Genomic DNA, 13,848 nt, shown 5'->3' on the forward strand with positions numbered 1-13,848 from the left:
ACTATTTAACGACTTCCACCCATTGTCCCGGCCGCCGTGCACTGATGCGGTTATCGTACATCGCCTCACAGAGGACCGAAGGCAGGTAGAACTTCCCTTCGTAAGATGCATTCAGCATCACCCGGAAAGTTTTTCGTTCATTCGGTTTCAACTCAAAATAGGTATTTACCCGGTCATCGCGGATATCCTGGTAATCGAACGCATCGTTTTGCAATGAGCTCGGCACATCATTCAGTCGCTGATTGATAATTTCCCACCCCGACGGGAAAATCGTAGTGAGCGCCATTTCACGGTAGATTCCTCTCTGTCCGGGATTTTGAACCGTGACGACAGCCACAAAATCAGTTCCCTGCTCCAGTTTCAACGGATCGATTTTGTGTCCCTGCATATCGGTGTACCGGACATCCATAAACAAATTGTTTTGTACCGATGTGGTGTCGCCCGTTACAGGGATGCCTTCGGTGATAAGGCGGGCATACATGATGTCAGCGGTTTCATTCTTCACACTTAATTCCGCCGACTTGTTGTTAATCAAAGCGACCGATTGCTGCCATAATGGCTTGTTGGTCGTTACCGCTTTCGCGGAAGATTTGCCAACAGCGACGCTCGCTTTCAACAACTTATCGGTCAGCTTTTGTTTCCCGGCAAACTCAGCAATAGCGATTAATGAATAAGCCGTGGTTTGCGTACTCATCCAATCGTCCGTTGAAAGCTGATGCGCCAGCTCCGTTACCAATGGGAAAGCCTCCGTTTTCCGGTTCATCAACGAAAGTGTTTCCAGGATCATCGCCTCATCGCGCCAGTTGGAGCCGTATGTTCCGTACAATTCCCGGTAGGTTTTTACCTCCCGGCTGAGTCCGCTGATGATTTGCGACGCTACTTCCGGTTGACCGGCAACTGCATAAGCCGCCGCCAATCGCCATTTAGCCATGGTACTGACATCTTTCTCTTCCCGCAAACGATTCATTGCCCCCATGTCGGGATGCTGTGCCAATGCCAGCGTATATAAACGGTAAGCCTGAATAAGATCCGATTGCCGGTAGCGATTCGAACCATTTTTCCAGTTGCGGGCCATATTCTGCTGATAGTTCAGCCATTTGCTCTTCATGCCGTAAGGCAATGTATAACCGGCTTCTTCTGCTTTGAGGATGAAATGCCCCGCATAGTTACTACCCCACGGCGAAGCGTATGCCGAACCTGGCCAGTAACTGAATCCGCCGTTGCTCAACTGGAAAGTAGTCAACTTATTCAATGCAGTCCGGATATTATCTTCGATTTGACTCTCTTTATCCGATGGAATTTCAATCAAACGATTCAATAACAATTGCGGGAAAACGGCGGAAGTTACCTGTTCGATGCAACCATGCGGATAATGAATCAGGTAATTCAACCGGCGACTCAAATCGAGGGGAGGAATACCCGAAAGTTCCAGACTGGCCGTATTGGTTCCTTCCATTCCCGGAGCTGTCACGCTGGTTTTCCAGGTTTGTCCAGGCTGAATGATTTGCTCCAAAACGTTTGTCACGCGTGGATTCGATGGCCGAACGTCGAGCTTGATTTCGTAGCTGGCGGTATATTTTCCGCTTTGCGCGGTAATTTTCACTTTACCGATTCCAGTCTTATCAGCCACTTTTAGTTTGAAACCGGCCAGTTGATCGCCAATCTCGTTGAAATGGATTTGTTGTGTACGACTTCCGACGGGTGTGAAAAGTTCGTTAGGCTCTATTTTCACCGTCACATCCTTCACTTCCGGTTTCATGGCAAACACGTTGACCGGTAGTTTTACCTCTTCGCCCGGTCCCAGCACGCGGGGCAAAGTTCCCAACAACATCAACGGCTTGATGACCTTCACCGACTTATCGGCTTTCCCATAAGCGCCTTCATTTCCGGCAACGACCATCACGCGAACGGCACCCACGTAATTGGGCATTTTCAGCGTGTGCGTCTGCGTCTGATTTTTTTCTAACGTGAAAGGACCGATAAACTGTGCCACCGGTTCAAAGCGGTTGACCTTTTTCCGTTTCGAAGCGGCCAGGTTTTGGTCTCCACCCACAGCAAAAGCTTTTTCGAGACGAGCACCGTAAGCGCCAATCACATTATCGTAAAAGTCCCAGGTTTTCACGCCGAGTGCTTCCCGCGCATAAAAGACCGGCCACGGATCGGGCGTTTGGAAACGCGTCAAATCGAGCAGACCTTCGTCCACCACAGCCAGCGTGTAAGTCATCTTGCGGCCATTCTTTTCCGACACTTTCACCTCGTATGGCTTTTCCGGCGCCAGTTCATCTGGCATTTCAATCTGGGGCTGGAGGTGTGTCGTCGGATCTTCCACCATGATCGGGATGACGCCATACAGTCGTATTGGCGCGTCGTTTTCTGTTTGTTCGTGTGGTTGAATCAGGGAAATGTGAATAAAAATGTTCGGCGCCATATCAGGCGTTACATCAAACTGAAAGACGGTGTTTTTCTCTTTCGTTTCCACCCAGAACATTTTCAGCACCTTTGAGCCATTTTCCAGGCTCACCAGCGCCCGGCCATTCTTCCCGGAAGGAATAGTCACCGTCACTTTGTCGCCAACCTTGTACTTGTCTTTGTCGGCCTTAAATGCCAACATGGTGGCCATGCCCTGCATACCGTCCGTGGCCCATCCGCCCCACTTCGAAAAGTAAGCGGTTATTCCGGTACTGTGTCCGCTTACCGGATCGGTCACGTAAATCAGGTAACGGCCATTGTCTTCCCAGTTCTTATACGGAATTTTGAGTGAAGCCTTAGCTTTTCCATCGACCGTATTGACGGTTCCCTGCAGCACCGGCCGACGATAATGCCCCGTCACGTAACGCGCCAGGTGATCTTCGCCGGAATCCCACCACCAGCGCCAGTCCACTTTGTACACACTAATTTTTAGTCCCTTCCGGGAAACCGGTTCTCCCTTCGGGTTAACGGTTACGATATCCAACGGATAAGTCGTTTCGGTTTTGTACCAGCCCGATTCGGAACCCGGCAACTTAATACCCACAAAAGAACTATAAGGCGCATACTGAATTTTCTGTACATCGATGCTAAAATCACCGGTTTCTTCGAAAACACGGGTTGTGAAAAAAGCATTCAGCATTCCGGGTGCCGAAGTCAGTTTCGGCAACTTAAAATCGACTCCGGTCTCGCCTTTTTCGTTCAGCCTTCCATCGAAAATATTTTGCTCTTCCGAGACCAAATCCTTAGACGGATCATCGAATTGATAGTTGGCGTATTTCGGGAATGCCGTTTTTGCCGCTGAGAAATTGACTGCAATGCGAGCCTTCAAGTTCTTGGCAATACCGCCATGCAGCCAGGTTGCTTTCAACGTGCCATGCAGCGGTTCCGGGGAATAAATCAACTGCTTCGCGTGAAAGTCGAGATTGATTTTTAAGCGGTTGGGCTTCACCGTCTCTACCTTGATACGTTTCGTGAAGGTTTGTCCACCAACTTTTAGCACTGCCTGCCAATTCCCGGTAGGAGCATCTGCATCGGTTTTGGCGGTAAAACAGTAAAATCCGTTTTCACCGGCCGTTTTTACCTGTCGACTCACCGTTTGCCCTTTCGGATTGACCAATTCAAAAATCACCGGATGCTGTTCCGGCAACTGATGGTTTTTATCTTCCAAAATGAAGGTCAGGTAAATGCGATCGCCAGGGCGCCAAACGCCACGCTCTCCATAGATGTATCCTTTGATTCCCTTCTGAACGACGCCTCCTGTGATATCGAAATTACTAAGCGACAGGGATGAACCATCGTCCAGACGCAGGTAGGCGTATTGACCATCCTTTTCGGCAACCAGCAAGAAAGGTTTATTTTTCAACTGAACATTCGCAAAACCATCCGCATCGGTGGTCAGTGTTTCCATCAACTGATCCTGATAATTGTAGATCTTCAATGCAACACCTGATTCAGGCTCGGTTGTCTTCAGGTTGGTCACGGCAAAATTCATCGACTTGTCGTTGCCGCCTTTGGCAATGATGCCCAGATTGGTCGCAAACAGATTTTTTGCAACAAATCGATTGGAGTTAAAATAAGAGATATTCTCCGGATTGTCGCGCTGTGACCAATCATATCCATCCGGATAATAATAGTCGCTGTACCAACCCGGCTCGTCCCATTGCTCCATCTCTTTCTCCTGCTTGCGCGAAGCTTCCAGTTCATCAATGGCCGAAGTTTGATGGTCGGACAGTTTACTCATGCCATAAACTGAATAATCTTTATGAAACCGAATCTGCACCCGATAAATAGCACCCGGCTCAATCTTTATCAGCTTAGCTAAATCGATTTTGTATGTATTCCAGTTCTTCAACTTAGAAAACGAGGAAACATTCAGATTGATTTGCTTTTGCAGAATAAGCCGGCCGACCCGTTTGATATCGGAATTTCCGTCGTATTGATTCTCCTGAAAAAATTGATGAATATTATTGGTGTAAATTTTTATCACCCGCAAATCAATCGCTCTCAAATTGACAGCTTCGAATGGCAGAATCAATCCGTCGGATGAAGGCATAATGGTTCCTTTCCCTATGAACTTTACTGCCGGTTTCAAATCCTCAAACCGCACTGCCATGCCGGAACTTTTTCCCAGCTTGTAACCCAGTGCATTCCGGATTCCTTCGGAGATATAGATTTGATGCTCCCCGGTAAGAGGTGAAGGAGTAAAAACCTGTAACGTATTATTGTCGACCAGAAAACGCAAGTTCTTACTGCTCTTATCGATGGTTACCAAACCCTCAAGATTTTGCTCCTTATCCAAGGGATCTGAGAAACGAAGCACGAGATATTGTTGCGGCTGCTGCACCACGCGAACTTCGGTTACCTTGAATTGGTCAAGAGCCGGCAACTCAACCTTTTGTTCGCCCTCGCTATTCACGTCCAACGGCTTGCCATTCCAACTGACGGTCAATTCCTGCGTTGCATTGGTCCGCTCCAGACTATCGGTCGTAAATGTGTGATTCCTGCCATCACCACTGTGTTCCCAAATCAGCGGTAACGAATGATTATTCAGGGTAACCTTCACCAGCGACTCTACATTCTTATCCGAAGCCACATCGGCCGTGTGAACCATTCCTGATAAATACTGCCACTTTAAATCCTGATCATCAAATGCTTTTATGGCCAGATTGTTTACAGTAAATGATTGCCGGATCGTTTTCACCGGAAACTTCATCACCTTGTACTTATCCGGAACATCGACCAGCTTACCCAGGGCAACCTTCACCTCGTATTTAGTGTCCGAATTCATCGGTTCCGACGGCGTAAAAGCCAACGTTCGGGCATCCATCCATTGAACCGTTCCTTTCACGGAAGGAGACAGTGTTATCAACTTGCCATCAACTTCTGTTCCGGGTTGTTTCGGATTTTTGGGCTCCTGATTCAGCTCAACTATAATCGGCGCTTTCACCGAGATAACGCCACTCGTATAGCGACTAACATATTGTCCGAATCCGCTATCCGGAGCAGATGCTTGTTTTTTCCCTTTATCATTACATGATACAAGAATGGATAGTGCAACAAGAATTGTTGCCAATCGAAAGGCAAGTTTCATTTCTCAGGTCTATTTGGTAAACTTTTGTTTTTTGCTTGAAATGGAATAGCGATTCAAGATATAAATCTTTGAGGATAGTCCGGAAAAAGTTCTTATCTCATTTCAGAAAAATTATCCTCATGTTCCCCAATTTTCTTTATCGAGACTGCGATACTGAATAGCTTCCCCCAAATGATCAGCCTGAATATTTTCAGAACCTTCCAGATCGGCAATCGTTCGTGACACCTTCAAAATCCGGTCGTAAGCCCGAGCCGAAAGTCCCAGTCGTTCCATGGCGTTTTTCAGTAATTGGTTACCGGCTTCATCCGGATTGCAATATTTGCGAAGCATGCGCGAACTCATCTGTGCGTTGGCATGTATTTCGGTTCCCCGGAAACGTTCCGCCTGAATATTCCGTGCCCGCATTACCCGTTCACGTATTTTTTCGCTGGGTTCACCGGCCCGCAGCTCTGAAAGCTTATTGAATGGAACCGGAACCACTTCCAAATGAATGTCAATCCGGTCGAGTAACGGCCCCGATATTCGGTTCAGGTATTTTTGCACCATGCCGGGTGCACAGACACACGGCCGGGTGGGATGATTGTAATATCCGCACGGACAAGGGTTCATGGAAGCTACCAGCATAAAACTGGCCGGATATTCCACGGCAAACCTCGCCCGTGAAATACTGATGACCCGATCTTCCAGCGGCTGCCGCATCACTTCCAAAACCGTCCGCTTGAATTCGGGCAATTCGTCGAGAAAAAGCACGCCATTATGCGCCAATGATATCTCACCGGGCTGCGGAAAAGTGCCTCCACCTACCAAAGCGACATCCGATATGGTGTGATGGGGACTTCGAAATGGCCGCATCGTCATCAGTGACGTTTCTGTGTCAATCTTCCCGGCAACCGAATGTATTTTGGTCGTTTCGAGGGCTTCTTTCAGGGTAAATGGAGGTAGAACCGTTGGAATTCGCTTGGCAAGCATGGTCTTGCCGGCACCAGGCGGACCGATTAACAAAATATTATGTGCCCCTGCCGCTGCTATCTCCAGTGCCCTTTTCACATTTTCCTGCCCTTTCACATCGGAGAAATCAAAATCGCTGTGATTTATATTGGCGAAAAACTCATCACGGGTATTCACGACCGTCTCTTCCAATGTTCCGCTACCATTGAAAAAAGCGATCACCTCACTGATATTTTCTACTCCATAAACTTTCAAATCATCGACAACTGCTGCTTCCCGGGCATTCTCTTTGGGAACAATAAATCCTTTAAAGCCTTCCTCACGCGCCTTGATGGCAATGGGAAGAATCCCTTTGGCCGGTTGCAATCCGCCATCAAGCGAAAGCTCACCAATCATGACATAATGTTCCAGTTCCGCATCGTTGATCTGATTCGAGGCAGCCAAAATTCCCATGGCAATGGGCAAATCGTAAGCCGAGCCTTCTTTACGAATATCGGCCGGAGCCATATTTATCACAATTTTCTTGCCGGGGATTTGAAATCCGTTAATGCGCAAAGCGGACTCTATCCGTTGCTGGCTTTCTTTTACGGCATTATCGGGGAGGCCAACCAGAAAAAAACGAAGGCCAATGGTAACATCTGTTTCGATGGTGATCGTAGTGGCATCAATTCCATGAACGGCGCTGCCATAGGTTTTCACAAGCATGACTCGATTGTTTTTAGGTCTTGTCCTATTTAAGTTACTACTTTTTGTTAACTATTTTGTAAACCAGCTCCAATTTTCTTTCACTGATTCACCTGATTATCCCCCTTAGATTAGGCTATTTTATCGGTTATTGGGCAAACAGTTCCGGCATGTCATGACAGAACGAAAATTACCGTTATCTTTGTATTTCGAACCAAAAATTATGTGGTTATGGGAATGAAGTTCTTCCATGTGCCTCGGAGCAAAGATTTTCATATGCCCTACCGTTTCTACGATCCACACAAGGAGGAAATGGCAGACAGGGAAGCTCGTATCAAGGCAGAACTGGGCATTAAGGAAGAAGGGGGGAAAGACAAAGTTGCACCGGAGACCTTCAAAACGTCGATAAAGGGATCATTCAGGCAAGGTCTTAGCCAAGGCCTGTTTGCCCAGCAACAGCGACGAAAATCCAATATCCGGGTAATCGTTATTCTAGTCCTTCTGGCCTTACTGGCCTTTTATATGTTGAAATAACAAACTGATTATTAGTGTCAGACATTATCCAGCTTTTACCCGACTCGGTGGCAAATCAAATTGCTGCCGGAGAGGTTATCCAACGTCCCGCATCGGTTGTAAAGGAATTGGTGGAAAATGCAATTGATGCAGGCGCCAATCAAATAAAAATAAATCTGAAAGATGCCGGTCGCACCTTGATTCAGGTAACCGACAACGGGAAAGGTATGTCTCCGAGCGACGCAAGGCTGGCTTTCGAACGTCATGCCACATCGAAAATCAAATCAGCGTCCGATCTGTTTTCCATCCGAACAATGGGATTCAGAGGCGAAGCGCTGGCTTCCATTGCCGCTGTGGCCGATGTGGAGTTACGCACCAAACAGGAAGGCGATGAGCTGGGAACGCGGTTGCACATCGTAGCGTCGGAAGTAAAATCGCAGGAAGCAGACAATTGTCCGGAAGGTTCCAACTTCTCTATTAAGAACCTTTTTTTCAATGTGCCGGCCAGACGTAAGTTCCTGAAAGCGAATAGCACCGAACTGAAGCATATCATCACCGAGATACAGCGTGTGGCATTGGCCAACCCGGAACTGAGTTTTTCCCTTATCCACAATGACTCGGTCATATACGATTTACCGTCCGAAAATCAGCGCAAGCGAATTGTCAATATTTTCGGCAAAAATATTAACCAGAGCCTCGTGCCTGTGCAAACGGACACGACCATCATCCGCATCTCCGGTTACATCGGACAACCCCGGTTTGCCCGGAAAACCATGGGAGAACAGTTCTTTTTTGTGAACGGCCGCTTTATGCGGCATCCTTATTATCACAAGGCTGTACTACGGGCTTATGAGAAAATACTTCCACCCGAAACCGTTCCGGCTTATTTTCTTTACTTCGAAGTCGATCCGGGAACCATCGACATCAACATTCACCCCACCAAAACGGAGGTGAAATTCGAAGATGAACGATCGGCCTGGCATATTATTCATGCCTGCATCCGCGAAGCGCTGGGGAAATTCAGCGTTATGCCATCTATCGAATTCGATCAGGCCGGCGCCATCGATATTCCAATTGCCCCAACACCCGGAACTCTCATCCCTGAACCTGAAATTCAGGTAAATCCGGCATACAATCCCTTTGAGGAAGAAAAAAAAGCTCCGGTTAATCCATTTCAGCAGTCTCCAAACTGGACCAAAGATCCGAACCTGAAAAGTTGGGATAAACTTTACCAGGGATTTGAACGCACCAACGATATTCCGGACACGGAAGAAGAAATTTTTTCAGACGAGACGGAAGAAGTAAATCAACAACCGTCTCAGCGAAGCTTTAACGAAGAAACCGAAAACGGACAGCTTAACCACAACTTTCTCCAGGTAAAAAACAAATACATCATTTCGCCTGTTAAATCGGGACTGATGGTCATTGACCAGCGGAGAGCTCACGAGCGGGTGTTGTTTGAGCATTTCATGGCTGTGCTGGAGAAAAATCCGGGCATCAGTCAACGACAACTTTTCCCGCCAAGGCTTGAATTGCATGCTGCTGATGCCGAAGTACTCGACAGTATTCTGGATGAACTGAAAAAGCTGGGTTTTGAAATCCGCAAAGCGGACGAACAAGCTTTCTTTGTGGAAGGCGTTCCCAGTATGCTTAGTCACCTGGATGCACGCGAGTTGGTGGAGAAATTGTTGGAAGATGTAAAAAACCGGCCGGTTGATGTGAAAGAAGAAATTAAGACGAATCTGGCACAGGCACTGGCGCGGGCATCGGCCATCAATTATGGTTCAGTATTAAAAACAGAAGAGATAAGCGAGTTGTTTGACAGTTTATTCGCCTGTAAAACGCCCAATTATTCCCCTACCGGGAAGAAGATCATTACCATTATTTCGCTGGAGGAATTCGAAAAATTGTTAAAATAAAGTAACAGTTTGCCTTACAGGAATGGTTATTTTTATTTTTAACATTTCAAAGCAGTATTTATGACACAATTCAGACCGCCTTCATATAACGCAATTCCCCCGGTGGTGAAAAACCTCATTATGCTGAACGTGCTGATGTTGGTTGCCACCTGGGCCCTGAAAAGTTTTGGTATTGACCTGACCGAAAAGCTGGCGCTTTATTATCCGGGGTCGCCGCATTTTCAGCCCTACCAGTTTGTGACGCATATGTTTATGCATGGTGGCTTTATGCACCTGTTCTTTAATATGTTCGCGCTTTATATGTTCGGACGGGTACTGGAAATGGTTTGGGGGCCTAAGCGCTTCCTGATTTTTTATTTTATTACCGGACTGGGTGCTGCTGCATTTTATACGCTGGTTAACTACATCGAACTCTCATCGCTGAGGGATTCTGTCGCAGCGTTTATTAATACGCCTTCGCCGGAACTTCTTTCCACATTTGTGAAAGAACACCTGAAAAATGCCAGTCCGTGGGTTTACGATCTCATCAACAACTGGATGGATGCCCCCAATAATCCTGCATACATCAACCAGGGAACCGAACTGGTACAGCGAATACTCGAGATGAAAATGAATATCCCGGTAGTTGGAGCTTCCGGAGCCATCTTCGGAGTTTTGCTGGCTTTCGGAATGTTGTTCCCCAATACTCAATTGATGTTGCTGTTTCCGCCAATTCCAATTAAAGCCAAGTATTTTGTGATTGGGTATGGTCTAATTGAGTTATTTTTAGGTGTCCGAAATCCGGGAAGTCATGTGGCACATTTTGCACATCTGGGTGGTATGATTTTTGGTTTTATCTTGATTAAATTCTGGAATCGGAATTCCAACAGCTTTTATTGATTTGAAATGGGAATTTTAGAGGAAATAAAATTATCGTTTAAACACGGTTCATATTTGACACGGCTGATTTATCTGAACGTTGGTGTTTGGGTAATCGTCCGCCTGATTTATGTTATTCTGTTTTTGTCAGGAGCACAAAATACGCCGGTACTAAGTTGGCTTTCTTTGCCTTCCTCTTTCGCCGTATTTATGACCCGTCCGTGGACGATCATTACTTATATGTTCCTCCATTTCCAATTTTTTCATATTCTCTTTAATATTTTATGGCTCTATTGGTTCGGGCGTATTTTTCTCGAATATCACGACCAGCGAAAACTACTAGGACTATACCTGATTGGTGGGGTTGCCGGTGGCCTGGTATACATGCTGGCTTACAATTTCCTTCCCCCTTTCCAGGGAAAACCGTCTGAACTGCTGGGCGCTTCGGCTGCTGTTATTGCTATTGTCATAGCCATCTCGGTTTATGTACCCAATCACGTTATCCACCTGATGTTTATCGGACCGGTAAAAATCAAGTGGATTGCTGTCGTTTCTATTATCATGTACATTATTGGCCTGGGCGGAAACAATGCCGGCGGCGACTTCGCCCATCTTGGCGGAGCACTATGGGGTTGGCTTTACATGTCGCAACTGATTAAAGGACGTGACATTACGCGAGGCTTTGAGCGAGTCATGGATGCGTTCTTTACCTGGTTCAAACCCCGAAAAAAACTAAGGGTAGAACATCGTGGCGAGGCTGTTAACATTGACTATGAGTACAACCACAAAAAGAAGGAACAACAGGAGCACATCAACGAAATTTTGGAGAAAATCGGTAAGTCTGGTTACGACAGCCTCACAAAAGAGGAGAAAGAAACACTATTCCGAATGGGAAATAAAAAATAACCAAAAGCCACATTGAAGAGCTTTATCCTCAAAATAGCATTCTTTGTCAACATCATCTTTGCCCTGACATTGGGTGTATCATATCTTTCGGTGCATATTCCGCCCGACAGGTTTTGGTATCCTGCGTTCCTCGGAATGGCTTATCCATACCTGCTCCTTATCAATATCATTTTCATATTCTTCTGGCTTTGGTTTAAACCGCGCCGCATCTGGCTTTCCATTCTGGTATTCATTCTTGGAATCAATCACTTCAACGACTACTATCAACTCTTTCCGAGCAAAAAGTTCACAGGTAAGGGGATTAAAGTACTCAGCTACAATGTTCATCACTTCACCTACGACCTGAGTAAAAAGAAGAGTAACTCACCGGAACTGTTGGAGTTTTTAAAATCTGAAGCTCCTGATATTATCTGTTTGCAGGAAACCCGCTTGTTGAAACGGGGAAAACTGAGTCCTGCTTCCATATGCGATCTTATTCCATCGATTCATTATTACCAACTGGCGCATACCACCACTTATGCCGGTCCGCTAACTTTTTCGCGTTTTCCTATCGTGAATCTTGGGGAAATCCGGTTTAAGAACTCCTATAACATGGTGCTTTTTTCGGATATTGTCCTTCCGGGAAATGATACGGCGAGGGTCTACAACTGTCACTTACAATCCAATCGTATCCTTCCGGATGAATATGGCGTTGTTGATTCGTTGACCACCGGAAATGATCCCAAACTTAAAGAGACGAGACTCGTTTTAGGAAAATTGAAAAGAGCATTTGTTGTCAGGGCAAATCAAGCCCGGATTTTATCGGCTCATATAAAAAAATCACCTTACCCGGTTATTGTTTGCGGCGACTTTAATGACACGCCTGTTTCGTTTACCTACCGGGAAGTGAGAGGAAAACTAAAAGATGCTTTCGTTGAATCGGGTTTCGGAACCGGCAATTCTTACAACGGAAAACTGCCTTCGTTCCGGATTGATTACATTTTGTACAGCAACCTGTTTGAAGCACATAACTTTAAACGAATAAAAGTCGGGTATTCCGATCACTATCCGGTGACAACTACCTTGACTGTTCGGGATAACGCTTCCGAATCAGAATAGCTTTTTTCGCTTGACCAGGTAAGACCACAAAACATCGTGAAAATCTTCACGAATATCCGCCTCCACCAAATCAATATTGAATTGCCCACACCGAAGCTTCAACTCGGTGAAAGTCTTTTCTTGTGCATCCCGGTACATTTTCCGGTAATCCGCCGGATTCATATTGATGCGCTCACCGGTTTCAATATCGACAAAGCGATGTGGACGATTGCTGTAACCCAGTTCTTTCTCCAACTGATGATCAGTTACATGAAAGAGGATAACTTCGTGTTTGTTATAGCGTAAATGCTGCAAAGCCTGAAAAAGCTCATCAGGTGCTGAACCGGAAATCATATCGCTAAAAATGATGACCAGCGAACGCTTGGGCATACTCTCGGCCAGCCGGTGTAACACATCGGCCGCCCCCGTTCCGTGATTGATTTCCGGGGAACCGTTATGTATCAATTCAGCCAGCTTACCGTAAATCATATCGGAGTGAACAGATGATAAACGTGCTTCGCTGTGAAAATTCAGTTCTTCATCGAACAACGAAAGGCCAATGGCATCGCGTTGGCGGCGCATCAGATACGTAAGTGCCGCCGCACTGTAAACCGAAAATGCCAGCTTACTTTTCAGCACTTCCTTCCCTCTTCGCCGGTAGGGAAATAGCATCGACGAGCTGGTATCGACGACCAACTGGCACCGGAGGTTAGTTTCTTCTTCGTACTGCTTGACAAAAAGACGTTCGGTCCGCGCATAGAGCTTCCAGTCGATGTGCTTGGTCGACTCCCCGGTATTGTACAACCGGTGTTCGGCAAACTCTACCGAGAAACCATGAAACGGACTTCGGTGCAAACCGGTAATGAATCCCTCCACGACTTCGCGGGCAATCAGTTCCAGGTTATCGAACTGCTGAAAAGCTTCTATGTCAAACAGATTTTTCAACGGAAGTGCAATAAAAAAAGGCATAAGAAAGAAATCTTATGCCTTGTAATTATACTCAATATTTTCTTACAAGAGAGCATCTAATTTCGAAGAAAGAATTGTTTTCGGTACTGCTCCAACCTGCTTGTCTGCAACATCACCACCTTTAAAGAAAAGGATGGTAGGAATATTGCGAATGCCAAATTTAGCCGCCGTTCCGGGATTGCTATCCACATCCATTTTGGTAACGACCACTTTCCCTTCATAATCATGGGCCAGCTCTTCCACCAGTGGACCAACCATACGGCACGGACCACACCATTCGGCCCAGAAATCGACTAATACAGGTTTGTCTGATTGCAATACAATCTCCTCGAAATTAGCATCAGTAACTTCAATTGCCATGTCAATATTTTTTATAGTTATTAGAATTTTCTTTGGAACGCCCAAAGTTACAAA

The 13,848-nt window shown here is 46.3% G+C and carries 9 protein-coding genes; 5 read left to right on the forward strand and 4 right to left on the reverse strand.

Annotated features, from left to right (window positions below):
* Window position 1: 1 nt before the first annotated feature.
* Both T426_RS0113850 and T426_RS0113855 read right to left on the reverse strand, forming a co-directional pair.
* Window positions 2–5,560: an alpha-2-macroglobulin family protein gene (locus T426_RS0113850; RefSeq protein ID WP_027585860.1), complete on the reverse strand. Its 5,559-nt coding sequence runs from the start codon at window positions 5,558–5,560 to the stop codon at window positions 2–4.
* A gap of 117 nt (window positions 5,561–5,677) precedes the next feature.
* Window positions 5,678–7,213, reverse strand: a complete 1,536-nt coding sequence (locus tag T426_RS0113855; RefSeq protein WP_025863103.1) for a YifB family Mg chelatase-like AAA ATPase — start codon at window positions 7,211–7,213, stop codon at window positions 5,678–5,680.
* Between the two features lie 210 nt (window positions 7,214–7,423).
* Between T426_RS0113855 and T426_RS23745 the strand changes: the two genes are divergently transcribed.
* Genes T426_RS23745 through T426_RS0113880 form a run of 5 tightly spaced genes read left to right on the forward strand, consistent with a single transcriptional unit; the run spans window position 7,424 to window position 12,486 of the window.
* Complete coding sequence (locus T426_RS23745) at window positions 7,424–7,726, forward strand: hypothetical protein (protein WP_025863102.1); 303 nt, start codon at window positions 7,424–7,426, stop codon at window positions 7,724–7,726.
* A 14-nt stretch (window positions 7,727–7,740) separates the two neighbouring features.
* Complete coding sequence (mutL, locus tag T426_RS0113865; protein ID WP_025863101.1) at window positions 7,741–9,624, forward strand: DNA mismatch repair endonuclease MutL; 1,884 nt, start codon at window positions 7,741–7,743, stop codon at window positions 9,622–9,624.
* 60 nt (window positions 9,625–9,684) lie between these two features.
* Window positions 9,685–10,503 carry a rhomboid family intramembrane serine protease gene (locus tag T426_RS0113870; protein ID WP_025863100.1) on the forward strand — a complete coding sequence of 273 codons (819 nt, stop codon included), beginning with the start codon at window positions 9,685–9,687 and terminating at the stop codon, window positions 10,501–10,503.
* Between the two features lie 54 nt (window positions 10,504–10,557).
* On the forward strand, window positions 10,558–11,388 hold the full coding sequence (locus tag T426_RS0113875; protein WP_169737687.1) for a rhomboid family intramembrane serine protease: 831 nt from the start codon (window positions 10,558–10,560) through the stop codon (window positions 11,386–11,388).
* 12 nt (window positions 11,389–11,400) lie between these two features.
* Entirely contained in the window at window positions 11,401–12,486 is a 1,086-nt protein-coding gene (locus T426_RS0113880) for an endonuclease/exonuclease/phosphatase family protein (RefSeq protein ID WP_025863099.1), read from the forward strand.
* Here the strand turns inward: T426_RS0113880 and T426_RS0113885 are convergent.
* Window positions 12,478–13,434 carry a DUF58 domain-containing protein gene (locus T426_RS0113885; RefSeq protein WP_148303666.1) on the reverse strand — a complete coding sequence of 319 codons (957 nt, stop codon included), beginning with the start codon at window positions 13,432–13,434 and terminating at the stop codon, window positions 12,478–12,480. The genes T426_RS0113880 and T426_RS0113885 overlap by 9 nt on opposite strands.
* A gap of 42 nt (window positions 13,435–13,476) precedes the next feature.
* Window positions 13,477–13,794, reverse strand: coding sequence for a thioredoxin (gene trxA / locus T426_RS0113890; RefSeq protein ID WP_025863097.1), 318 nt, complete (start codon window positions 13,792–13,794; stop codon window positions 13,477–13,479).
* Window positions 13,795–13,848 lie beyond the last annotated feature (54 nt).

The organism is Prolixibacter bellariivorans ATCC BAA-1284 (assembly GCF_000621705.1).
Classification (GTDB): Bacteria; Bacteroidota; Bacteroidia; order Bacteroidales; family Prolixibacteraceae; genus Prolixibacter; species Prolixibacter bellariivorans.

Excerpts from the sequence above, each read along its gene's own strand:
- T426_RS0113885 (WP_148303666.1), bottom strand. The coding sequence starts at position 13,434 with ATGCCTTTTTTTATTGCACTTCCGTTGAAAAATCTGTTTGACATAGAA.
- T426_RS23745 (WP_025863102.1), top strand. The coding sequence starts at position 7,424 with ATGGGAATGAAGTTCTTCCATGTGCCTCGGAGCAAAGATTTTCATATG.
- trxA (WP_025863097.1), bottom strand. The coding sequence starts at position 13,794 with ATGGCAATTGAAGTTACTGATGCTAATTTCGAGGAGATTGTATTGCAA.
- T426_RS0113870 (WP_025863100.1), top strand. The coding sequence starts at position 9,685 with ATGACACAATTCAGACCGCCTTCATATAACGCAATTCCCCCGGTGGTG.
- T426_RS0113850 (WP_027585860.1), bottom strand. The coding sequence starts at position 5,560 with ATGAAACTTGCCTTTCGATTGGCAACAATTCTTGTTGCACTATCCATT.
- T426_RS0113855 (WP_025863103.1), bottom strand. The coding sequence starts at position 7,213 with ATGCTTGTGAAAACCTATGGCAGCGCCGTTCATGGAATTGATGCCACT.